We start from the raw sequence: 20,770 nt of genomic DNA on the forward strand, positions 1-20,770 counted from the left end.
ACCATGTCTGAAACATTGAATGTTGTTACGTTACTGGGAAGTCTGCGCAAAGGTTCGTTTAACGGCATGGTTGCCCGCACGCTGCCTAAAATTGCGCCCGCAGGAATGGAAGTGAGCGCGTTACCGTCGATTGGTGATATCCCGCTGTATGATGCCGACCTCCAGCAGGAAGAAGGTTTCCCGGCCAGCGTAGAAGCGCTGGCAGAGCAAATCAGGAAAGCTGATGGTGTTGTTATCGTGACACCGGAATATAACTATTCTGTTCCTGGCGGACTGAAAAACGCCATCGACTGGCTGTCCCGCCTGCCCGATCAGCCATTATCTGGCAAGCCGGTACTGATTCAGACCAGCTCAATGGGCGCTATTGGCGGAGCGCGCTGTCAGTACCATCTGCGTCAGATCCTGGTGTTCCTCGACGCCATGGTGATGAACAAGCCGGAATTTATGGGCGGCGTCATTCAGAACAAGGTGGACCCGCAGACGGGTGAAGTCATCGACCAAAGCACGCTGGACCATCTGACCGGTCAACTGACCGCATTTGGCGACTACATTCAGCGCGTGAAAGCGTAAACGAAAAAGCCCGGCGATTTGCCGGGCTTGTCTTTCTAAAACCAAATAAACAGCGATCAGTGCGCGTCGATAAACACAATCTTCAGTACAAACAGCAGCGCGACAACGATGACGCACGGGCTGAGATCGCGCAAACGTCCGGTCCCGATTTTCATCACGCAGTAGGAAATAAAGCCCAGCGCGATACCTTCGGTAATCGAGAAGCTAAACGGCATCATCACGGCGGTAATGAACGCTGGAACCGCTTCTGTCAGGTCATCCCACTTCACGCGCGACAAGCTTGATGTCATCAGCACACCGACGTAAATCAGCGCACCGGCCGCGGCATAGCCCGGCACCATTCCCGCCAGCGGCGACAGGAAGATAACCAGCAGGAACAGCAGGCCGACAACCACGGCGGTAAGCCCAGTACGTCCGCCGACAGAAACCCCGGAAGAAGATTCAATATACGCGGTAACGGAAGAAGTACCGATAAACGCGCCGGTGACAGATGACACGCTATCTACATACAACGCCTGCTTCATACGCGGGAACTTGCCCTTCGCATCCGCCAGACCGGCTTTATCCGTAACGCCAATCAGCGTACCGGAAGAGTCGAACAGGTTGACCAGCATGAATGAGAAAATCACCCCCGCCAGGCCAATATTAAACGAACCGGCCAGATCGACATGGCCAATAACGGACATCACGCTCGGTGGCGCAGAGACGATACCGTTGTAATGCACATCGCCCAGCATCCAGCCCAGTAACGTGGTAACAATGATGGAGATCAGCACCGCCGCATGAATGTTGCGTGACGCCAGAATCGCGATAATAAAGAAGCCCAGAATACCGAGCAGCACGCTGTGAGACGTCAGGTTGCCGATGGACACCAGCGTGTCTTTGTTCGCCACGATAACACCAGCGTTTTTCAGCCCCATCATGCCGATGAACAGACCAATACCGCTGGTGATCCCCACGCGCAGGCTAACCGGGATATTTGCAATCATCCAATAACGTACGCGGAAAATTGTCAGCAGCAGCAGACCTACTGCGCCCCAGAAGATAGCGCCCATACCAATCTGCCAGGAGAGGCCCATCGCGCCGACGACCACGAAAGCAAAGAATGCGTTCAGGCCCATTGCAGGCGCAAGTGCGACCGGCAGGTTGGCAAACAGGCCCATCAGGATGCTACCAAAAGCAGCAATAAGACAGGTGGTAACAAAGACAGCGCTGGTATCCATGCCAGCTACGCCAAGAATTTGCGGGTTAACAAAAACGATATACACCATCGTCAGGAAGGTCGTTAAACCGGCGATCACTTCGGTCCGTGCCGTCGTGCCATGTTCGCGCAGTTTGAACACGCGTTCCAGCATCCCCTGGCCAGAAGCCTGGGTTGTGTGTTGTTGACTCATTATCAATTTCCGAACAAGGAGGGAAAATTCGTCGCTATCCTATACCAAAATGCGACAATAGGGTTGAGTTATGAGCAACTTTTTTCATTGATTTTGCTTATACGGCAACGATTGCGTGGCCCAATAATGCATTACGAAAACGTTAAACTTGTTAAAATGGAAATGACATGTCCCAGATAGAAGCCGTATTTTTTGACTGTGACGGTACCCTTGTCGACAGTGAAGTGATTTGTTCTCGCGCGTATATCAGCATGTTCCAGGCGTTCGGCATTACGCTCGATCTTGAAGAAATTTTTAAACGCTTCAAAGGGGTAAAGCTGTACGAGATCATCGACATTATCAACGAAGAGCACGGTGTCGAACTGGCAAAAGCCGATTTAGAACCGGTTTACCGCGCTGAGGTCGCACGTCTGTTCGATACGGAACTGGAAGTGATCGCTGGCGCTAATGCGCTACTGGACAGTATGACGGTGCCCATGTGTGTAGTGTCCAACGGTCCAGTCAGTAAAATGCAGCATTCGCTGGGTAAGCTGGGCATGTTGCACCATTTTCCTGATTTATTGTTCAGCGGTTACGATATTCAACGCTGGAAGCCCGATCCGGACCTGATGTTCCATGCGGCAAAAGCGATGGACGTCAACGTTGAGAACTGCATTCTGGTCGATGATTCCAGTGCCGGCGCGCAGGCGGGGATTGCTGCGGGAATGGAAGTATTCTATTTCTGCGCCGATCCGCACAACAAACCGATCGATCATCCAAAAGTGACGACTTTTACCGATTTGGCCCAGTTGCCGGAATTGTGGAAAGCGCGCGGATGGGATATTACGCGTTAACTGAAATGCCGGATGGCGCTAACGCTGATCCGGCCTAGTTTCTACGTTTTTATTACTCTTTCGGATCTTTGCCCGCCAGCAGCTTATCCAGTTCATCTCCACCTACGTGACGGAAATCTTGTCCCTTCACGAAGTAGAAGATGTATTCGCAGATATTCTGGCAACGGTCACCGATACGCTCGATGGAACGGGCGCAAAACAGCGCGGTCAGCACGCTTGGGATAGTACGCGGATCTTCCATCATATAAGTCATCAGCTGACGCACGATGCCTTCATATTCCTGGTCAACTTTCTTATCTTCACGATAAATACGTACCGCTTCGTCCAGATCCATACGCGCAAACGCATCCAGCACGTCATGCAGCATCTGCACAGTGTGGCGGCCCAGTGATTCCAGGCTGACCAGCAGCGGCTGATGCTGATGCGAGAATTTCTCCAGCGCGGTGCGACAAATTTTGTCCGCCACGTCGCCAATACGCTCCAGCTCGGCGATGGTTTTGATAATCGCCATCACCAGGCGCAGGTCGCTGGCGGTCGGCTGACGTTTGGCAATGATACGCACACAGGCTTCGTCGATCGCCACTTCCATCATGTTGACGTTCTTATCGCCTTCAATGACGCGCTTCGCCAGTTCGCTGTCCTGGTTATGCATGGCGGTAATCGCATCAGAAAGCTGCTGCTCGACCATGCCGCCCATGGTCATCACCTGGGTACGGATGCTTTCCAGTTCGGCATTGAACTGGCCGGAAATATGTTTATTTAGGTTAAGGTTATCCACAACAAGCTCCTGAATCAGCCGTAACGACCGGTGATGTAGTCTTCAGTTTGTTTCTTCGCGGGCTTGGTGAACAGATCGTCCGTGTTGCTGAACTCAATCAACTCGCCCAGGTACATAAATGCCGTGTGATCGGAACAACGTGCCGCCTGCTGCATGTTGTGGGTCACGATAACAACGGTGTAATCCTCTTTCAGTTCCGTGATCAGCTCTTCGATACGCCCGGTAGAGATCGGGTCGAGCGCTGAACATGGCTCATCCAGCAGAAGCACTTCCGGGCGAATGGCGATGCCACGCGCAATGCACAGACGCTGCTGCTGACCACCAGAGAGAGAGTACCCACTCTGATGTAATTTATCTTTGGTTTCGTTCCACAATGCGGCCTTGGTCAATGCCCACTGCACACGCTCGTCCATATCCGCACGAGAGAGCTTCTCAAACAGACGCACGCCAAACGCGATGTTGTCGTAGATGGACATCGGGAACGGCGTCGGCTTCTGGAATACCATCCCCACTTTGGCACGAAGCAGCGCGATATCCTGGGTATTGGTGAGAATATTGTCGCCATCCAGCAGGATTTCACCTTCCGCACGTTGTTCCGGGTACAGCTCAAACATTTTGTTGAACGTACGAAGCAGCGTCGATTTACCACAGCCTGACGGCCCGATAAACGCCGTAACCTGGTTTTTAGCAATATCCAGGTTGATGTTCTTCAGGGCATGGAATTTGCCATAGTAGAAGTTCAAATCACGAACCTGAATCTTACCCGGAGCAGTATCAACCATACTCATTTCAATCTATTCCTCATCCGGCGCCGCATCAGCCACGCCGTAAAAATTAACCGTGTTTCTTCTTCGCGAAAATGACGCGCGCCAGAATGTTCAGCAGCAGTACGCACAGGGTAATAATCAGTACCCCAGCCCAGGCCAGTTGCTGCCACTCAGCAAACGGGCTCATCGCAAACTTAAAGATAGTGACCGGCAGGTTGGCGATAGGCTGCATCATGTCGGTGCTCCAGAACTGATTGGAGAGCGATGTAAACAGCAGCGGAGCAGTTTCACCGGCAATACGCGCAATGGCCAGCAGGACACCTGTAATAATGCCCGAGACAGATGCCTTCAGGGTGATCGCAGAAATCATCTTCCACTTCGGTGTACCCAGCGCATAGGCAGCTTCACGCAAGCTGTCCGGCACCAGTTTGAGCATGTTCTCCGTGGTACGAATCACAATGGGCACCTGCAGCAGCGCCAGCGCGATAACGCCCGCCCAGCCGGAGAAGTGTTCCATTTTTGCGACCACAATGGTGTAAACGAACAGACCGACCACAATTGATGGCGCAGAAAGCAGGATGTCATTGATAAAGCGGATGACCTCAGCCAGCCAGGACTTACGCCCGTACTCAGCCAGGTAGATGCCCGCCATAATACCCAGCGGGGTGCCAAACACGGTCGCCCACAGGATCAACAGTCCGCTACCGGCCAGAGCGTTCGCCAGACCACCACCAGCCGTATTCGGCGGCGGCGTCATTTCGGTGAACAGCGCCAGAGACATACCGTCAATACCACGGGTAATCGTGGACATCAGGATCCAGATCAGCCAGAACAGACCGAACGCCATGGTCGCCATAGAGAGCGTCAGGGCGATACGGTTCTTCAGGCGGCGACGCGCCTGCATTTTACGGCGGGATTCCGCAAGCGCAGTGGTGTTTTGCATTTCAAGCGTAGCCATTAGCGTGCCCCCTCGTTCTTCGCAAGGCGCATGATCATGAACTTAGACGCAGCCAGTACGATGAAGGTGATCACAAACAGAATCAGCCCCAACTCCATCAACGCAGCAACGTGCAGCCCTGATTCCGCTTCGGCAAATTCATTCGCCAACGCAGAGGTAATACTGTTGCCCGGCATATACAGCGATGCACTGTCGAGCTGATAGGTGTTACCGATGATAAAGGTCACCGCCATGGTCTCACCAAGTGCGCGGCCCAGACCCAACATCACGCCGCCGATCACGCCATTTTTGGTGAACGGGAGGACGATGCGCCAGATAACTTCCCAGGTGGTACAACCGATGCCGTAGGCTGACTCTTTCATCAACACTGGCGTTTGTTCGAACACATCGCGCATAACCGCCGCAATGTAAGGAATAATCATGATGGCGAGGATCACACCCGCAGCCAGAATCCCAATACCAAACGCCGGACCAGCAAACAGCGCGCCAACAAACGGAATGTTGGAAAGGATGTTCCCGACCGGCTCCTGGAAATAAGTCGCAAACAACGGAGCAAAGATAAACAGGCCCCACATGCCGTACACGATACTTGGAATTGCCGCCAGCAGCTCAATGGCGATCCCCAGCGGGCGACGCAGCCAGCCGGGCGCAAGTTCAGTCAGGAACAAGGCAATGCCGAAACTCACCGGAACGGCAATCAGCAGTGCGATAAGCGAGGTGACCAGCGTACCGTAAATCGGTACTAATGCACCGTAGATATCATTTGGCGCATCCCATTCTTTGGTCCACAGGAAGGAGAAACCAAATTTCTGAATGCTTGGCCAGGAGGAGATAACCAGAGAGACAATAATGCCACCCAACATCAATAGCACAATCAGCGCAGCCAGTTTTACCAGCGCACTGAATATCATGTCACCCTTTTTACCCGGTGGGTTAAAAGCAGGCTTTGTTGCAGCCATAAATCACTCTTTAAGTTTGGGCCAGGAAGCACGCATTTTATCGTGCTTCCCCGCTAACGTAATGCCATACCCTAAATAATCCGAGTTGCAGCAAGGCGGCAAGCTTGTGAATCCCCAGGAACATAGGTTCACTATGTGACTGGGGTGAACAAGCACAGCCAACACAGCTGCGGCTTGAAGTATGACGGGTATTTAGTACAGCGCTTTACCGCTGCTGTCTTTCACGTTGGTTTTCCATGCGGCACGAACCTGCTCAACCACGCTGTCCGGCAGGCTGGCATAATCCAGGTCATTAGCCTGTTTGCCGCCATTTTTGTACGCCCAGTCGAAGAACTTCAGCACTTCAGCACCCTGCTCAGGTTTCTTCTGCTCTTTATGCACCAGGATGAAGGTGGTGGAAGTGATTGGCCACGCATCGTCACCTTTCTGGTTGGTTAGATCCTGAGCGAAGGTTTTGCTCCAGTCAGCACCTTTCGCAGCGTTAGCAAAGTTCTCTTCGGTCGGGCTTACCGGTTTGCCATCGGCAGAAACCAGTTTGGTGTAAGCCAGGTTGTTCTGCTTAGCGTAAGCGTACTCAACGTAGCCGATAGAGCCAGGCAGACGTTGTACGAATGCGGCGATACCGTCATTCCCTTTACCGCCCAGGCCGGTCGGCCAGTTAACGGTAGAACCGGAACCAATTTTCGATTTCCACTCTTCATTCACTTTTGCCAGGTAGCTGGTGAAAACGAAGGAAGTACCTGAACCGTCAGCACGGCGCACAACGGCGATATTCTGCGAAGGCAGCTTCAGACCCGGGTTCAGTTTGGTGATGGCTTCATCATCCCACTTCTTAATTTTGCCGAGGTAGATGTCACCCAGCGTTTTGCCGTCAAGCACCAGCTCGCCGGATTTCAGGCCAGGGATATTCACCGCCAGCACTACACCGCCGATCACGGTCGGGAACTGGAACAGGCCTTCTTGATTGAGTTTTTCGTCAGACAGCGGCGCATCTGAGGCACCAAAATCAACGGTATTCGCAGTGATTTGTTTTACACCACCGGAGGAGCCGATACCCTGGTAGTTTACTTTGCTACCGGTCTCTTTCTGATAGGTATCTGCCCATTTGGCATACACTGGCGCAGGAAAAGTTGCACCTGCACCCGTCAGGCTCGCTGCGGCAAAGGCAGAGAACGCGCTCATGGATAAGGTCGCGGCGACAACAGTTGCGACAGTGGTACGCATAACTTTCATAATGTCTCCTGCACGGTTTTCGTAAATTGTTGTTTGAGTTGCTACTGTGAGCAAAATAGGACAAACAGGTGACAGTTAAATGTACGAAATATGACAGTTTTATGACAGATAAAATTAACTTACAACCATTTGAATTTTAAAGATATTTTTAAACATGAAAAACAGAGATGTTAAAGACGTATGACAGCGACTGTCACAAAACAGTCGCCAGGAGATCGGTGTGTGAACGCAATTGTTATTTTGTATATTCAATCGTAAATTCGGAGTCAGCGTTGGCGGTGCCCGGCATGATGGTATCGCTGATAGCAATGTAGCGAGCCATAAATTGCATATCTGCCGTTCCGGCAACAGGATCAATATCAGCGCTCTTAGACGTTGTGTACAATGGCACCTGTGAACCATCGCCCAGATTATAAATGCGGATAGCCACCCCCGACGCGGCAACGGCCTGGCCAGTCCCCGTATAATCGCCAGGGCTTGCCCCAGCAACCGGAGTACCAATCGCCAGATCGCCATTACCGTTAGCCGCTTCTGTACCGTCAAAACGAACCGCCGCTTTACTATAGGTATCAGGGCATTTCTCAAGACGGATATGAAATTCGGTCTGCATCGCGGTAGAACCTATACCTGAAAATGCGGTTCTGTTGACTTTACCTAATGCCACATTCTGATTAGCGGTATCTGCAGTTACTTCACAGGCGCTGTCAATAACTTCACCGAGAAAATGTACGGTGCCATCAGAAGCCAGCGTATTTCCTGCCATAAAAAATGAAGATACCACTAGCGTCGTTTTTAGTATTCCTTTCATCATGTTGATTCCCGTTATTAATAAAATAGGATTAGATTAGTTCGTTATTTCCAGCGTGATCGTTGCGTAGGCTTCAAATGTACCAGGTTGAGGCCGTGCTCCCGTCGCGCTGGCAGGCGCGGCAGAAAAAGTCAAAGAGTTAGTCTCGGCGCCGGCATTATTGACGCCCATATCCATATCCATTTTTCCGCCTGTCACCTTAACCATCTGATCCCATTTGTCATAAATCATAATTCCGACATCATCATTACCCAGGACTTTCATCATATTTGCGCTGGAATCAACGGGATCCGCATTAAATGTTGAATAGACGATATTCTCATCCAACATTCCGGTACATTTCACCTGAACCGTTTTGGTCACTTTATGGCCTGCAGCAGCGGTGCCTTGCGTTGTCGAAAAATCCGCTACGGGGATCTTACCGAAATTCACCTCTATCACCTGGCCGGAATCAATTTCACAACTCTGCGGCGCCACGATATCGCCAACAATTCTGATTTCTGCCAGTTTGTCGGTGCTGGCAACGGAGGAGCTAGCATCAAGCCCCCCGTATAAATCAGCCACAATAGAGCCAGGAATGGCGACCTGACCAACAAACGGTTTATTAATAAGGAAAGAGACTTTGACTTCAGACCCGGTATCCAGCGTTGCAGCATCGCCCTCAACGGTATCGGTATAACAACCGGTCCCCTCGATGACCACATTAGGTTCAGCCTCAAAGGGAACCGCAATAAGGCCTCGCCCATGAACCTTAATCGACGTTGCAATACTCAGGTTATCGTTGAGCGTATAGTACGTGTAACCGTTTTTAGTGGTATCAATACTCAAAGGCGAACGGGCGGTATAATAAATATTACGAAATATCGATGAAAAGTGGGTCAGACAGCTACAGCTAACCAAATACGATTGTGACGATGTTAATGTCTCCAGATCCCTGACTTCTGTTCCGGCTTTATTTTTTTCTGCAGGAATCTTGGCGTTATTGAGATTAAGGTCATAAATATAAGTCCCTTTGTCCGTATGACAAATACCATCGCCAGCCCGGCAAACAGGTGAAATCAGAACCATAAAGCAAGAAGATAATATTATTGTCCATAAACGCATAATTAAATTCCTTATTGGCAAGTGACGGCTTGCTGCACCAGTTCAGCATTCTCTGGTTTATTACCCAGCGTATAATTAACAGCACATGTTGTTGCTTTATCACCGCCCCAGCTTAGGGTGAAACGACCGTTTTCCGGCATCCCCGACAAATAGAGTTCGCCGTTATCGCCGACAATCCCGGTTACCGTTCCAGAATCCAGCTCCGCCGACGCCATCGCGCCAAACGGCGCAGGTTTGCCATTCGACTGCATCACATTAAACAACACGCGATAACCGACATGCGTTACAAACGCTGCTTTCACCACGGCGCCGCGCGTTGGCACCAGATTGACTACAGTGCTATCCAGCTCAATATTGGCTTTGGCAAAATAGTTGCTGTCAATTGCCACGCGGTTTTCGTCGTACGGGTTAAGCTGCGTTTTCACCGTATAGCCCCGCCAGTCTGTAGCAACCCCGGTCGTGTTTTCTACGGTAAGGCCATCAGCGCCCGGCGCTTCCACCAGCGCGACGGTTTCCCCCAACTCCTGCGAGAAGGTCACACCGCCGCTGTGAACCAGGATGCCGCCGCGCGCACCATAGTTCAGCGTCTGTGAATCACGGCTCCAGGCATAACCGCCGTTTACTGAACCATAAGTACCGTCATATCCCATGCTGGCATTCCCGCCATAGGTATCTTCCGGTGAGCTGGTCCAGGATTCCTGCACGTTATAGGAAAGATTGTGGCCCTCCAGCAATGTGCCGCCAACGCCAGCCTGCATTGTGCTGTCGTTATGATTATTTTGCGTCATCGAGTAGTTAACGTAGCTGCTCTCCATCGCCCCTGAAAGCGGGATGGAAACCGTCAGCATGAATATCTGTTCGTGATCGCTGTCATCGTTGTCGTTTTTATTATTGCTACCGGAAGAACGATTCGCAGAGTCGGTATAGTTCCACGACGCGTTCCACGAAATTCGCCGCCAGCTGTTGCTATAGCCAAACTGCACCAGGCGCTCGACTTCATCCGTTTGCCAGTATTGCTGACGGCTTAATGTCAGATAAATATTGCCAAAACCGGGGCCAAATGATTGCGTCCAGGTTCCTTCCACGCGGCTACGGCGGTTGCCCGTCTCCCAGAAATCAGAGCTGTTGTCCTGCCGCGATGCCCACTCGCCGAGGGTGTAATAGCCTTCCGTGGAATAACGGTACCCCACCAGACGGAAACTGGTGTCGGTATCATCAAAACGTTTGGAGTAGAGAAAACGCCAGGACTGGCCGCTTTCATTATCACCATCGTCAAAGTGTGAACGGGCGTGGGTCACATCAAACGATACGGCCCCGATCGACCCCATATCTTTACCCATACCAAGCGCGGCGGAAGCATAATCTTCCGCAACCTGCGTGCCGCCATAGAGCGTTAATCCCCATGGCAGGCCATGCAACACCTGCGCCTGAACGACGTTAGGGGTAAATCCGCTTTCATCGCGCATTTCACCGACGCTAATATCAAAATCGGTCTGGCCTTCACGCTTCAGTATCGCCAGCGACGCGTACGGCTGGGTAAAGTGCTGCTCGCTACCGTCTTCTTCTTTTATGGTGACATCAAGATCGCCGCCGCCGCTGGTGGTGTTCAGGTCGGTGATCTCGAAAGCGCCCTGCGGCACGGCTGACTGATAAATGACATATTTATTCTGCCGGATGATAACAGTGGCGTTACTTTTCGCCACCCCGCGAACCACTGGCGCAAACCCGTTCTGGCTCGACGGTAGCATGTCATCGTCGGTATAGAGTCTGACCCCGCGGATCTGGGCGCTGTCAAAGACATCACTCGCCGTCCAGGTGTCGCCGACCATAATCTGGCTGCGCAGCGCGGCGATATCGCGCTGGACATAGCTACTGATGGAGTGATATTCCGTGTCGCTGCCAGTAGCGCTTAGCGTACTGTAGTTACGCAACCGCCATGCCCCCAGGTTAATCCCATTACGCAGGTTCAGATAATAAGAGTCATCGTTCCCATTGTCGTAATTAGACTTTACCGTGTGCGATCCGGAAAAATCATAATTGACCATCATCGCATTGATGCCCTCATCCCAGCGTGATGGGCTGATATAGTCATAGGCCGCCGTGTTCAGATAGATCTGTGGAACAGATATATTTAACGCCAGCTTATTTGCATCTAATAACCAGGTAGAGCCACCAATTAACGGAACGGGATTCACGCAGGCTGTATTATCGACATCCTGCAAACCTTTCACTGCGTCTACCTTGACACCATACGACGACAATACCTCCTTAACCGCGACAAAGCAGGGATGCAGGTCTGCATCCGGTTGATCCTGCACAAAGGTCACATCCCGTCGTTCAAACAGTTTCCCGTTAATGACGATATCGACCTTATAATCGCCCGGCGGCAACGCGTTGGAACGGTTAAACTGATGAATATCCACGTCCACGGGGTGATCTATTTCCAGCAAACCAGGGTTAAACAGCGTTTCACTGGCCATTGTCGGGAAAGCGATACTTATATATGCACCTGAAATCAAGACGAGGCAAAGACGAGGGTGAATCATCAAGATATCCTTATCGCAAAACTAAAGCGCTTGCTTAACAGGGCTACTAATCGCGCCATAATCATTAATAAAACGCCAGACTAAAGAGTGACCCGCAACACCAGCAGGTAAATCCAGCGTTAATTTTTCAAAAGGCTTTATCATATTCAATGGAATATCTTTACCATCTACAGAGACATCCATGATATTCATATGAATAGGACTATTATTTTCTACAACCAGTTTACTTCCCTGCCGATACCATTTGACTTTAGCTACCGCTTTTTCAGGGATAAGCGTAATAGAGGCCGGGCGCCAGAATAACTTGATACGCGTTTTAATTGCGATCTCAAGCGTACTGCTATCTTTATTTTTACTGGATGGCGGAATGTTTTTCACGTTAAACCAAAAAACAGATTCACGATCCTTTGGCAACTCACCTGCTGTTTTAATAATGCGCAGCACTTTTTCCTGACTCGGCTCAAGACGAGAAACAGGCGGAATTACGGTAAAAGGTGGTTTGCTCTTATCATCCTTACTGAAAGGATCAACCCATACTTGTATTAGATAAGGCAAATCAACTTCTTTATTGTAAATAGAAATAGTAGAGTCAGGCTCGCTGCCATGAAAGATGACGCGAGTTCCACCGACAACAATACCTGCCAAAGCAGAGGGAAGATTAAGGCACAGGAGTGCCAGAATAAATATTTTTATTCCACGAGCAAACATAAACATACTCATCCCTGGATAAAAAAGACGCCAGACATTTATACAACCACAGTTGTTCATAATGACAGGCGTCAATAAATTAATAAAAGACGATTAAAAAGAACGAATCTTATTTTTGATATTCAACCGTAAACTGAGAATCTGCGTTAGCAGTACCCGCTGTGACGGTTGCGTTAGTGGCAATATAACGAGCGATAAACTTCATGGAAGCCGTACCCGCTGTGGTATCAATCGTGCTGTATGCAGAATCGTTGTACAGTTTAACCTGAGAGTTATCCGCGCGGTTGTAAATACGGATCGCTACGCCAGATGCCGCGATGGCTGCGCCAGTACCTGTGTAATCACCAGGGGTAGAGCCATTAGCTGGGTTACCGATAGCCAGGTCGCCATTACCGTCAGAAGCTTCATTACCATCAAAACGAACGGCAGCCTTGGTATACGTGGCCGGGCACCCGGTCAGATCGATATGGAATTCGGTAGGTGCAGCGGTACTTCCCACGCCAGCAAATGCCGTTTTGTTAACTTTGCCTAAATTAACGTTTTGATCAGCAGTTTGTGGCGTGACCTGACAGGTGCTGTCAACTACTTCGCCAAGGAAGTGAACGGTACCGTCAGATGCAAGAACATTACCAGCAAATACTGTGGAAGACAGAACCAGCGCACCTGCAATTAAATTAAGTTTCATTATAACCCCATTAACAATATTATATCCCTGTGCTTTACTTATATTTCAATAATAAAACACACCATCCTTACGGCGGCGAAGATTACACTTAAGAATAAGGATTACAATAAATTTATTATCAATCCGGGCTGTTATAAATCAATAAATAAATATAAACAATACATCATTTATTAAATATTATTTTTCATGATATACAAAAATGGCTATTTTAAATACATCAGTCTATAAAATTAAGAATTCATCAATATCATTATTCTGCAACAACCTAAAAATGATTATTTCTTGCGCACTTTAACAAATAAAATACATTCACCAGATAAACGCAATTAAGTATAAAGTTATCTAGGCAAATAAATATAAAAAACAGGATGTTTGTAACAAAAAATGACAGGGGAGACAAAGAAATATGACAGACAGATATAAAAAAAGCTGCTGATTTCTCAGCAGCTTTTGTTGGTGAACAATTACTCTACGGTAACCGACTTCGCCAGGTTACGCGGCTGGTCCACATCTGTACCTTTAATCAGCGCCACGTGATACGCCAGCAGTTGCAGTGGAACGGTGTAGAAGATCGGCGCAATTACCTCTTCCACATGCGGCATCTCGATGATGTGCATGTTTTCGCTACTGGTAAAGCCAGCATCCTGATCGGCAAAGACGTACAGCTGACCGCCGCGGGCACGAACTTCTTCAATGTTGGATTTCAGTTTTTCCAGCAGTTCGTTGTTCGGCGCGACCACGATAACCGGCATATCTGCATCGATCAGCGCCAGCGGACCATGCTTCAGTTCGCCTGCGGCATAAGCTTCAGCGTGAATATAAGAGATCTCTTTCAGCTTCAGCGCGCCTTCCAGCGCAATCGGATACTGATCGCCACGGCCCAGGAACAGCGCATGGTGTTTGTCAGAGAAACCTTCCGCCAGAGCGGCAATGCGTTTGTCCTGGGACAGCATCTGCTCAATACGGCTCGGCAGCGCCTGCAGACCGTGAACAATCTCCTGCTCAATAGACGCATCCAGGCCTTTCAGACGAGACAGTTTCGCCACCAGCATCAGCAGAACGGTCAACTGTGTGGTAAAGGCTTTCGTGGAGGCCACACCGATTTCGGTACCGGCATTGGTCATCATCGCCAGGTCGGATTCGCGCACCAGAGAAGATCCCGGTACGTTACAGATTGCCAGCGAGCCCAGATAGCCCAGCTCTTTAGACAAACGCAGACCCGCCAGGGTATCCGCCGTTTCACCAGACTGGGAAAGGGTGATCATCAGGCTGTTACGACGCACGGCAGATTTGCGATAGCGGAATTCAGAGGCGATTTCGACATCACAAGGAATACCCGCCAGCGATTCAAACCAATAGCGGGACACCATACCGGAGTTGTATGACGTACCACAGGCGATAATCTGGATATGCTCAACCTGAGACAGCAGCTCATTAGCACGCGAACCCAGCTCGCTTAAATCCACTTCACCGTGGCTAATGCGCCCGGTCAGCGTATTTTTAATCGCGTTCGGCTGTTCGTAGATCTCTTTCTGCATGTAGTGGCGATAAATACCTTTTTCGCCCGCGTCATATTGCAGGTTCGATTCGATATCCTGACGTTTCACTTCCGCGCCAGACTTGTCGAAAATAGAAACCGAACGACGGGTCACTTCCGCGATGTCACCCTCTTCCAGGAAGATAAAGCGACGGGTTACCGGCAGCAGCGCCAGCTGATCGGAAGCGATAAAGTTTTCACCCATACCCAGACCAATCACCAGCGGGCTACCTGAACGGGCCGCCAGCAGCGTTTCCGGGCTACGGGTATCCATGATCACCGTGCCGTAGGCACCACGCAGTTGCGGAATAGTACGCAGTACGGCTTCACGCAGCGTACCACCCTGTTCCAGCTCCCAGTGCACCAGGTGAGCAATCACTTCGGTGTCGGTTTCAGAAACAAAGGTGTAACCACGCGTTTTCAGCAGTTCACGCAGCGGTTCATGGTTTTCAATGATGCCGTTATGCACCACGACAATGTGTTCAGAAACATGGGGATGCGCGTTCGCTTCTGAAGGTTCTCCGTGGGTCGCCCAACGGGTATGAGCGATACCGGTACCGCCATGCAGCGGATGTTCTTCCGCCGCTGCAGTCAGCATCTGCACTTTACCCAGACGACGCAGGCGAGTCATATTGCCTTCAGCATCGACAACGGCCAGACCAGCAGAGTCATAACCACGATATTCCAGACGACGTAAACCTTCGAGAAGGATTTCAGCTACATCACGCTGCGCGATAGCGCCAACAATTCCACACATATTTTTTGATTCCGAATTTAGGCATTAGCCTGTCGTTGTCGCTGACCTGTTTCCCCTTCGTCTTTCACTCCGTAGCTACGTTGGCTACGCTTGCTCACTACGGTCACTTACTTTAGTAAGCTCCCGTAGATTCCCAAGCTTGCCGCCTTGCTACAGCGCGAAATACTTTGGGTAATACCCGTATTCCGGGCGCCCCGAGCCTTGTAGAGAGTGGGGTTATTTTTATGGTACTGCTTGTTGAGCGGAGGATTATGTTATCCCCTCGTCTCTTGTCTGCCTGATGGCGCTCACGCTTATCAGGCCTACAGAACGTCACCGCACGCAGGCCACCATCCGGCAAAAACTGAATTACTTTTTCTTCACCGGGCGCTGCCAGCCTTGTTTATGAACCTGAGGCACACGGCTTAATACCAGTTCGTTATCGGCAACATCGCGCGTTACGGTCGTCCCCGCCGCGATGGTGGCACCTTTACCCACGGTGACAGGTGCCACCAGCTGAGTATCGGAACCGACAAACACATCATCGCCAATAATGGTTTTAAATTTATTCGCGCCATCGTAATTGCAGGTGATCGTACCCGCGCCGATGTTCACGTTATCGCCAATTTCCGCATCGCCCAGATAGGTCAGGTGACCTGCTTTAGAGCCTTTACCCAGACGCGCTTTTTTCATTTCGACGAAGTTACCCACGTGTGCGCCTTCCTGCAGCTCTGCACCAGGGCGCAGACGCGCGAAAGGACCGATGGTGCATGCTGCTTCCAGATGCGCATCTTCCACCACGCTGTACGGACTTAGCTCACAACCATCACCAATCACGCTGTTTTTGATGATGCAGCCAGCGCCAATCTTGACGCGATCCCCAACGGTTACGTTACCTTCAATGATAACGTTAGTATCAATTTCGACATCGCGCCCGTGAATAAGCGTACCGCGAAGATCAAAACGTGCCGGATCGCGCAGCATCACGCCCGCCAGCAGCAGTTTTTCTGCCTGCTCGGATTGATAAACACGCTCCAGACGAGAGAGCTGAAGACGGTTGTTCACCCCTTCCGTTTCACTGATTCGTGCCGGATGTACCGCAGCAATTTCGCGCCCTTCCTGATACGCCATCGCAATGATATCGGTGATGTAGTATTCACCCTGTACGTTGTTGTTGGTCAGTTTGGACAGCCAGCGCTTCAGGTCTGCGCCGTTGGCAATCAGGATGCCGGTGTTGATTTCCTGGATTTGACGCTGCTCGTCAGTGGCATCCTTATGTTCAACAATGCCTGTGACTTTACCGTTATCACGCGTAATTCGCCCATAACCCGATGGGTCGTCCAGGTTTACCGTTAACAAGCCGATTCCCCCCTGCGGTTTAGCATCACGCAGGCGACGTAGTGTTTCGGTGGAGATCAGCGGCACATCGCCATAGAGCATTAAAATGTCTTCGTCATCACTAAAGAATGGTGCCGCCTGTTGCATAGCATGACCGGTACCCAACTGCTCGGCCTGCAGGACCCAGTTCAGGTTGCCATCTTTCAGCGTCTGCTTAAGCAAATCACCACCGTGTCCGTAGACCAGATGTACGTGAGTCGCGCCTAATTCATTAGCGGCATCAATGACATGCTGCACCATCGGTTTTCCTGCGAGGGTATGCAGCACTTTAGGGAGATCGGAATACATACGCGTGCCTTTGCCTGCGGCAAGGATCACGACGCTCATAGCATTATTCAACATACACGTCCTGACTGTAATTTGAGAACGAATTTATACCGTTTCACATTGAAAATACTACATTTTTTTCATCGTGAAATGGACCGAAGATAAAACGTTCAATCGAGGAAATTCCCCATCTGATAACTGTCTATTTTCGTCTATATCTACGTCTTTTGTCTCCCCAAAACCAGCAGTCTGCTCTTATTAAAGCCTTAGGTGGATGTTTTTGCTATTTTTTTGCCGCATAAATAAAGAATGACATTAGCGAAGGTATGATTTTAGGCATGCGATTCAGTGGGAAGCACAAAAGGCAAACACGACAATAACGATGTGAGAGAAAAGAGCAGGGGGGGAAATTTAACAAATGGCGCTAGCTGATAAACTGCATTACGCATCGCGCCACAGAGCAGGCAGGGAAAGACTAAAAACTCATATTGCTGAACAGGGCGATGATTTTGTTGATCAATTTCATATTGGTATCTCTTTTTTATCTGATTTTATTATGTGATATACATCACAAAAAAAAGAGTCTACGCCTCATTTTTTAACCAATCAATATTTTTTTGATCTAAATCACGAAATAATAAAACTGCTTTTTATTTTCATTTTTGCTGAAACAAAGCCATAAAAAAAGCCAGCCTGGAAACCAGACTGGCCTTGTGTTTTTCAAGCCGGTGTTACATCGCTTTTTTGGTCAACTCGATAACGCGCAGTTTCGCGATCGCTTTGGCCAGTTCCGCAGATGCCTGAGCGTAATCCACGTCACCATGAGAGCTCTTGATATGCTCTTCAGCCTTACGCTTCGCTTCCAGGGCTCTCGCTTCATCGAGATCCTGTCCGCGAATCGCGGTATCAGCCAGTACGGTCACGCTGCCAGGCTGCACTTCGAGAATGCCGCCGGACAGATAGATAAACTCTTCATGACCGAACTGTTTAACGATGCGGATCATACCAGGCTTAATGGCGGTGAGCAGCGGAGCGTGACCCGGGAAAATACCCAGTTCACCTTCACTACCCGTTACCTGGATTTTTTCGACCAGACCAGAGAACATTTGTTGCTCTGCGCTGACGACGTCCAGGTGGTAAGTCATTGCCATATCACCCTCCGATTAAGGCGTTAAAGTTTTTTGGCTTTTTCCACAGCTTCTTCGATGGAACCAACCATGTAGAACGCCTGCTCTGGCAGGTGGTCGTATTCGCCTTCCATGATGCCTTTAAAGCCACGGATGGTGTCTTTCAGGGAAACGTATTTACCTGGAGAACCGGTGAATACTTCCGCAACGAAGAACGGCTGGGACAGGAAGCGCTGGATCTTACGCGCACGTGCTACCACCAGTTTATCTTCTTCAGACAGTTCATCCATACCCAGGATGGCGATGATGTCTTTCAGTTCCTGATAACGCTGCAGCAGGGACTGTACGCCACGCGCGGTGTCGTAGTGTTCCTGACCAACAACCAGCGGATCCAGCTGACGGCTGGTGGAATCCAGCGGGTCAACGGCCGGGTAGATACCCAGGGATGCGATCTGACGGCTCAGTACCACGGTTGCATCTAAGTGCGCAAAGGTGGTTGCTGGCGATGGGTCAGTCAAGTCATCCGCAGGTACGTATACCGCCTGAACGGAAGTGATAGAACCGGTTTTGGTAGAGGTGATACGTTCCTGCAGAACACCCATCTCTTCCGCCAGGGTTGGCTGGTAGCCTACCGCTGATGGCATACGACCCAGCAGTGCAGATACTTCAGTACCGGCCAGGGTGTAACGGTAGATGTTGTCAACGAACAGCAGAACGTCACGACCTTCGTCACGGAACTTCTCAGCCATGGTCAGACCGGTCAGCGCAACGCGCAGACGGTTTCCCGGCGGCTCGTTCATCTGGCCATATACCAGGGATACTTTGTCCAGAACGTTGGAGTCGGTCATTTCGTGGTAGAAGTCGTTACCCTCACGAGTACGTTCACCAACGCCCGCAAACACTGAGTAACCGGAGTGTTCGATCGCGATGTTACGGATCAGCTCCATCATGTTTACGGTTTTACCTACACCCGCACCACCGAACAGACCAACTTTACCGCCCTTCGCGAACGGACACATCAGGTCGATAACTTTGATGCCGGTTTCCAGCAGTTCCTGAGAACTGGACAGTTCTTCATAGGTAGGTGCTGCGCGGTGGATAGCCCAACGCTCTTCTTCACCGATATCGCCTTTCATGTCGATCGGGTGACCCAGGACGTTCATGATACGCCCCAGGGTTGCTTTACCTACCGGGACTTCGATCGGGTGCTCAAGGTCTTTAACTTCCAGACCACGACGCAGACCGTCGGAAGAACCCATGGCGATGGTACGTACGATACCGCCGCCGAGCTGCTGCTGAACTTCCAGCACCAGGCTCTCTTTACCATTCATAACCTCAAGAGCATCGTACACGCGCGGTACGGCATCCTGAGGGAATTCGACGTCAACCACGGCGCCGATTACCTGGACAATTTTTCCAGTAGCCATCTTGAATCCTCTACGAATTAACCTGGTTATACCGCGGATGCACCACCGACGATCTCGGTGAGTTCCTGAGTAATGCTGGCCTGACGAGCTTTGTTGTATACCAACTGCAGCTCTTTAATCAGGCTGCCGCCATTGTCGGTCGCGGCTTTCATCGCCACCATACGTGCGGCCTGCTCGCTGGCCAGGTTTTCTACCACGCCCTGATAAACCTGAGACTCGACATAACGACGCAGCAAGGTATCCAGCAGCGCTTTCGGGTCTGGCTCATACAGGTAATCCCAGGATTTACGCTTCAATTCATCATCATCTGATGCCGGCAGAGGCAGCAGTTGAGTGATGGTTGGCGTCTGAGACATGGTGTTAATAAATTTGTTGCTGACAACGTACAGTTTGTCCAGACGACCTTCGTCGTAGGCCTGCAGCATCACTTTAACCGGACCGATCAGTTCGGACAGGGAAGGGTTATCCCCCATACCGGTTACCTGAGCAATCACGTTACCACCGACGGAATTAAAGAAAGACACGCCCTTAGAGCCGATCATTGCGATATCGCACTGAACGCCTTTATCGGACCATGTTTTCATATCCGCCAGCAGCTTTTTGAACAGGTTAATGTTCAAGCCGCCGCACAGACCACGGTCGGTCGACACCACCAGGTAGCCCACGCGCTTAACGTCGCGTTCTTCCAGGTAAGGGTGCTTATATTCCAGATTACCGTTCGCAAGGTGACCAATCACTTTGCGCATGGTCTCTGCATAAGGACGGCTGGCCGCCATGCGATCCTGCGATTTACGCATTTTGGAAGCGGCGACCATCTCCATCGCTTTAGTGATCTTCTGCGTGTTCTGGACGCTTGCGATCTTACTACGTATCTCTTTTGCGCCGGCCATGAGCTTCTCCTCAATGCCTTGCGGTCCGCCCTAGGACAGACCGCC

At 50.6% G+C, this 20,770-nt stretch carries 19 protein-coding genes; 3 read left to right on the forward strand and 16 right to left on the reverse strand.

The features are described from left to right. The first annotated feature begins 3 nt into the window (after positions 1–3). The gene (locus FDX14_RS05865) at positions 4–570 is read left to right on the forward strand and encodes an NADPH-dependent FMN reductase (protein ID WP_003023832.1); all 567 of its coding nucleotides are present in this window, start codon (positions 4–6) and stop codon (positions 568–570) included. 56 nt (positions 571–626) lie between these two features. Here the strand turns inward: FDX14_RS05865 and adeP are convergent, their stop codons facing one another. Beyond that, positions 627–1,964, reverse strand: coding sequence for an adenine permease AdeP (gene adeP, locus FDX14_RS05870; RefSeq protein ID WP_006687753.1), 1,338 nt, complete (start codon positions 1,962–1,964; stop codon positions 627–629). Positions 1,965–2,131: 167 nt separating this feature from the next. On the opposite strand from adeP, the gene yieH reads away from it, so the two are divergent. After that, positions 2,132–2,797, forward strand: a complete 666-nt coding sequence (yieH, locus tag FDX14_RS05875) for a 6-phosphogluconate phosphatase (RefSeq protein ID WP_042311423.1) — start codon at positions 2,132–2,134, stop codon at positions 2,795–2,797. 52 nt (positions 2,798–2,849) lie between these two features. Here yieH and phoU read toward each other — a convergent pair whose 3' ends face one another. The 12 genes from phoU to glmU all read right to left on the reverse strand — a co-directional run bounded on the left by phoU (position 2,850) and on the right by glmU (position 17,356). Next, complete coding sequence (phoU, locus tag FDX14_RS05880) at positions 2,850–3,575, reverse strand: phosphate signaling complex protein PhoU (RefSeq protein ID WP_038635754.1); 726 nt, start codon at positions 3,573–3,575, stop codon at positions 2,850–2,852. Between the two features lie 14 nt (positions 3,576–3,589). Continuing rightward, on the reverse strand, positions 3,590–4,363 hold the full coding sequence (gene pstB, locus FDX14_RS05885; protein WP_003023821.1) for a phosphate ABC transporter ATP-binding protein PstB: 774 nt from the start codon (positions 4,361–4,363) through the stop codon (positions 3,590–3,592). A gap of 46 nt (positions 4,364–4,409) precedes the next feature. Next, positions 4,410–5,300, reverse strand: coding sequence for a phosphate ABC transporter permease PstA (gene pstA, locus FDX14_RS05890; RefSeq protein WP_003827037.1), 891 nt, complete (start codon positions 5,298–5,300; stop codon positions 4,410–4,412). Then, complete coding sequence (gene pstC, locus FDX14_RS05895; RefSeq protein ID WP_038635761.1) at positions 5,300–6,259, reverse strand: phosphate ABC transporter permease PstC; 960 nt, start codon at positions 6,257–6,259, stop codon at positions 5,300–5,302. The genes pstA and pstC overlap by 1 nt, the downstream gene beginning before the upstream one ends. A gap of 192 nt (positions 6,260–6,451) precedes the next feature. After that, positions 6,452–7,492: a phosphate ABC transporter substrate-binding protein PstS gene (gene pstS / locus FDX14_RS05900; protein ID WP_042311421.1), complete on the reverse strand. Its 1,041-nt coding sequence runs from the start codon at positions 7,490–7,492 to the stop codon at positions 6,452–6,454. A 235-nt stretch (positions 7,493–7,727) separates the two neighbouring features. After that, positions 7,728–8,303, reverse strand: coding sequence for a chaperone-usher fimbrial major subunit (locus FDX14_RS05905; protein WP_137349177.1), 576 nt, complete (start codon positions 8,301–8,303; stop codon positions 7,728–7,730). 33 nt (positions 8,304–8,336) lie between these two features. Next, the gene (gene stgD, locus FDX14_RS05910) at positions 8,337–9,404 is read right to left on the reverse strand and encodes a fimbrial protein StgD (RefSeq protein WP_137349178.1); all 1,068 of its coding nucleotides are present in this window, start codon (positions 9,402–9,404) and stop codon (positions 8,337–8,339) included. An 11-nt stretch (positions 9,405–9,415) separates the two neighbouring features. After that, on the reverse strand, positions 9,416–11,950 hold the full coding sequence (locus FDX14_RS05915) for a fimbria/pilus outer membrane usher protein (protein WP_137349179.1): 2,535 nt from the start codon (positions 11,948–11,950) through the stop codon (positions 9,416–9,418). 21 nt (positions 11,951–11,971) lie between these two features. Next, on the reverse strand, positions 11,972–12,658 hold the full coding sequence (locus tag FDX14_RS05920; RefSeq protein ID WP_077949306.1) for a fimbrial chaperone: 687 nt from the start codon (positions 12,656–12,658) through the stop codon (positions 11,972–11,974). A 109-nt stretch (positions 12,659–12,767) separates the two neighbouring features. Then, positions 12,768–13,343, reverse strand: a complete 576-nt coding sequence (locus FDX14_RS05925) for a chaperone-usher fimbrial major subunit (RefSeq protein WP_042311410.1) — start codon at positions 13,341–13,343, stop codon at positions 12,768–12,770. A gap of 464 nt (positions 13,344–13,807) precedes the next feature. Next, the gene (glmS, locus tag FDX14_RS05930) at positions 13,808–15,637 is read right to left on the reverse strand and encodes a glutamine--fructose-6-phosphate transaminase (isomerizing) (RefSeq protein ID WP_038635767.1); all 1,830 of its coding nucleotides are present in this window, start codon (positions 15,635–15,637) and stop codon (positions 13,808–13,810) included. Positions 15,638–15,985: 348 nt separating this feature from the next. Next, positions 15,986–17,356, reverse strand: coding sequence for a bifunctional UDP-N-acetylglucosamine diphosphorylase/glucosamine-1-phosphate N-acetyltransferase GlmU (glmU, locus tag FDX14_RS05935; RefSeq protein WP_038635769.1), 1,371 nt, complete (start codon positions 17,354–17,356; stop codon positions 15,986–15,988). 343 nt (positions 17,357–17,699) lie between these two features. Here glmU and FDX14_RS25135 point away from each other — a divergent pair, with 343 nt between their 5' ends. Continuing rightward, the gene (locus tag FDX14_RS25135) at positions 17,700–17,843 is read left to right on the forward strand and encodes a hypothetical protein (protein ID WP_170973572.1); all 144 of its coding nucleotides are present in this window, start codon (positions 17,700–17,702) and stop codon (positions 17,841–17,843) included. Between the two features lie 169 nt (positions 17,844–18,012). On the opposite strand, the gene FDX14_RS05940 is transcribed toward FDX14_RS25135, so the two are convergent. Genes FDX14_RS05940 through atpG form a run of 3 tightly spaced genes read right to left on the reverse strand, consistent with a single transcriptional unit; the run spans position 18,013 to position 20,725 of the window. Further along, entirely contained in the window at positions 18,013–18,432 is a 420-nt protein-coding gene (locus FDX14_RS05940) for a F0F1 ATP synthase subunit epsilon (protein ID WP_003023809.1), read from the reverse strand. Between the two features lie 20 nt (positions 18,433–18,452). Beyond that, positions 18,453–19,835 (reverse strand): F0F1 ATP synthase subunit beta, encoded by a 1,383-nt coding sequence (atpD, locus tag FDX14_RS05945; RefSeq protein WP_006687764.1) that lies wholly within the window; start codon positions 19,833–19,835, stop codon positions 18,453–18,455. A gap of 26 nt (positions 19,836–19,861) precedes the next feature. After that, positions 19,862–20,725 (reverse strand): F0F1 ATP synthase subunit gamma, encoded by an 864-nt coding sequence (atpG, locus tag FDX14_RS05950; protein WP_006687765.1) that lies wholly within the window; start codon positions 20,723–20,725, stop codon positions 19,862–19,864. Positions 20,726–20,770: the final 45 nt, after the last annotated feature.

The sequence above is a fragment of the Citrobacter sp. wls710 genome (genome assembly GCF_005281115.1).
Taxonomy (GTDB): Bacteria; Pseudomonadota; Gammaproteobacteria; order Enterobacterales; family Enterobacteriaceae; genus Citrobacter; species Citrobacter werkmanii.

What these genes read in the sequence shown, in the direction of transcription:
- FDX14_RS05865 (WP_003023832.1), top strand. Translation starts at nt 4, where the DNA reads ATGTCTGAAACATTGAATGTTGTTACGTTACTGGGAAGTCTGCGCAAA.
- adeP (WP_006687753.1), bottom strand. Translation starts at nt 1,964, where the DNA reads ATGAGTCAACAACACACAACCCAGGCTTCTGGCCAGGGGATGCTGGAA.
- yieH (WP_042311423.1), top strand. Translation starts at nt 2,132, where the DNA reads ATGTCCCAGATAGAAGCCGTATTTTTTGACTGTGACGGTACCCTTGTC.
- pstB (WP_003023821.1), bottom strand. Translation starts at nt 4,363, where the DNA reads ATGAGTATGGTTGATACTGCTCCGGGTAAGATTCAGGTTCGTGATTTG.
- pstA (WP_003827037.1), bottom strand. Translation starts at nt 5,300, where the DNA reads ATGGCTACGCTTGAAATGCAAAACACCACTGCGCTTGCGGAATCCCGC.
- pstC (WP_038635761.1), bottom strand. Translation starts at nt 6,259, where the DNA reads ATGGCTGCAACAAAGCCTGCTTTTAACCCACCGGGTAAAAAGGGTGAC.
- pstS (WP_042311421.1), bottom strand. Translation starts at nt 7,492, where the DNA reads ATGAAAGTTATGCGTACCACTGTCGCAACTGTTGTCGCCGCGACCTTA.
- FDX14_RS05905 (WP_137349177.1), bottom strand. Translation starts at nt 8,303, where the DNA reads ATGATGAAAGGAATACTAAAAACGACGCTAGTGGTATCTTCATTTTTT.
- stgD (WP_137349178.1), bottom strand. Translation starts at nt 9,404, where the DNA reads ATGCGTTTATGGACAATAATATTATCTTCTTGCTTTATGGTTCTGATT.
- FDX14_RS05915 (WP_137349179.1), bottom strand. Translation starts at nt 11,950, where the DNA reads ATGATTCACCCTCGTCTTTGCCTCGTCTTGATTTCAGGTGCATATATA.
- FDX14_RS05920 (WP_077949306.1), bottom strand. Translation starts at nt 12,658, where the DNA reads ATGTTTGCTCGTGGAATAAAAATATTTATTCTGGCACTCCTGTGCCTT.
- FDX14_RS05925 (WP_042311410.1), bottom strand. Translation starts at nt 13,343, where the DNA reads ATGAAACTTAATTTAATTGCAGGTGCGCTGGTTCTGTCTTCCACAGTA.
- glmS (WP_038635767.1), bottom strand. Translation starts at nt 15,637, where the DNA reads ATGTGTGGAATTGTTGGCGCTATCGCGCAGCGTGATGTAGCTGAAATC.
- glmU (WP_038635769.1), bottom strand. Translation starts at nt 17,356, where the DNA reads ATGTTGAATAATGCTATGAGCGTCGTGATCCTTGCCGCAGGCAAAGGC.
- FDX14_RS25135 (WP_170973572.1), top strand. Translation starts at nt 17,700, where the DNA reads ATGGCGCTAGCTGATAAACTGCATTACGCATCGCGCCACAGAGCAGGC.
- FDX14_RS05940 (WP_003023809.1), bottom strand. Translation starts at nt 18,432, where the DNA reads ATGGCAATGACTTACCACCTGGACGTCGTCAGCGCAGAGCAACAAATG.
- atpD (WP_006687764.1), bottom strand. Translation starts at nt 19,835, where the DNA reads ATGGCTACTGGAAAAATTGTCCAGGTAATCGGCGCCGTGGTTGACGTC.
- atpG (WP_006687765.1), bottom strand. Translation starts at nt 20,725, where the DNA reads ATGGCCGGCGCAAAAGAGATACGTAGTAAGATCGCAAGCGTCCAGAAC.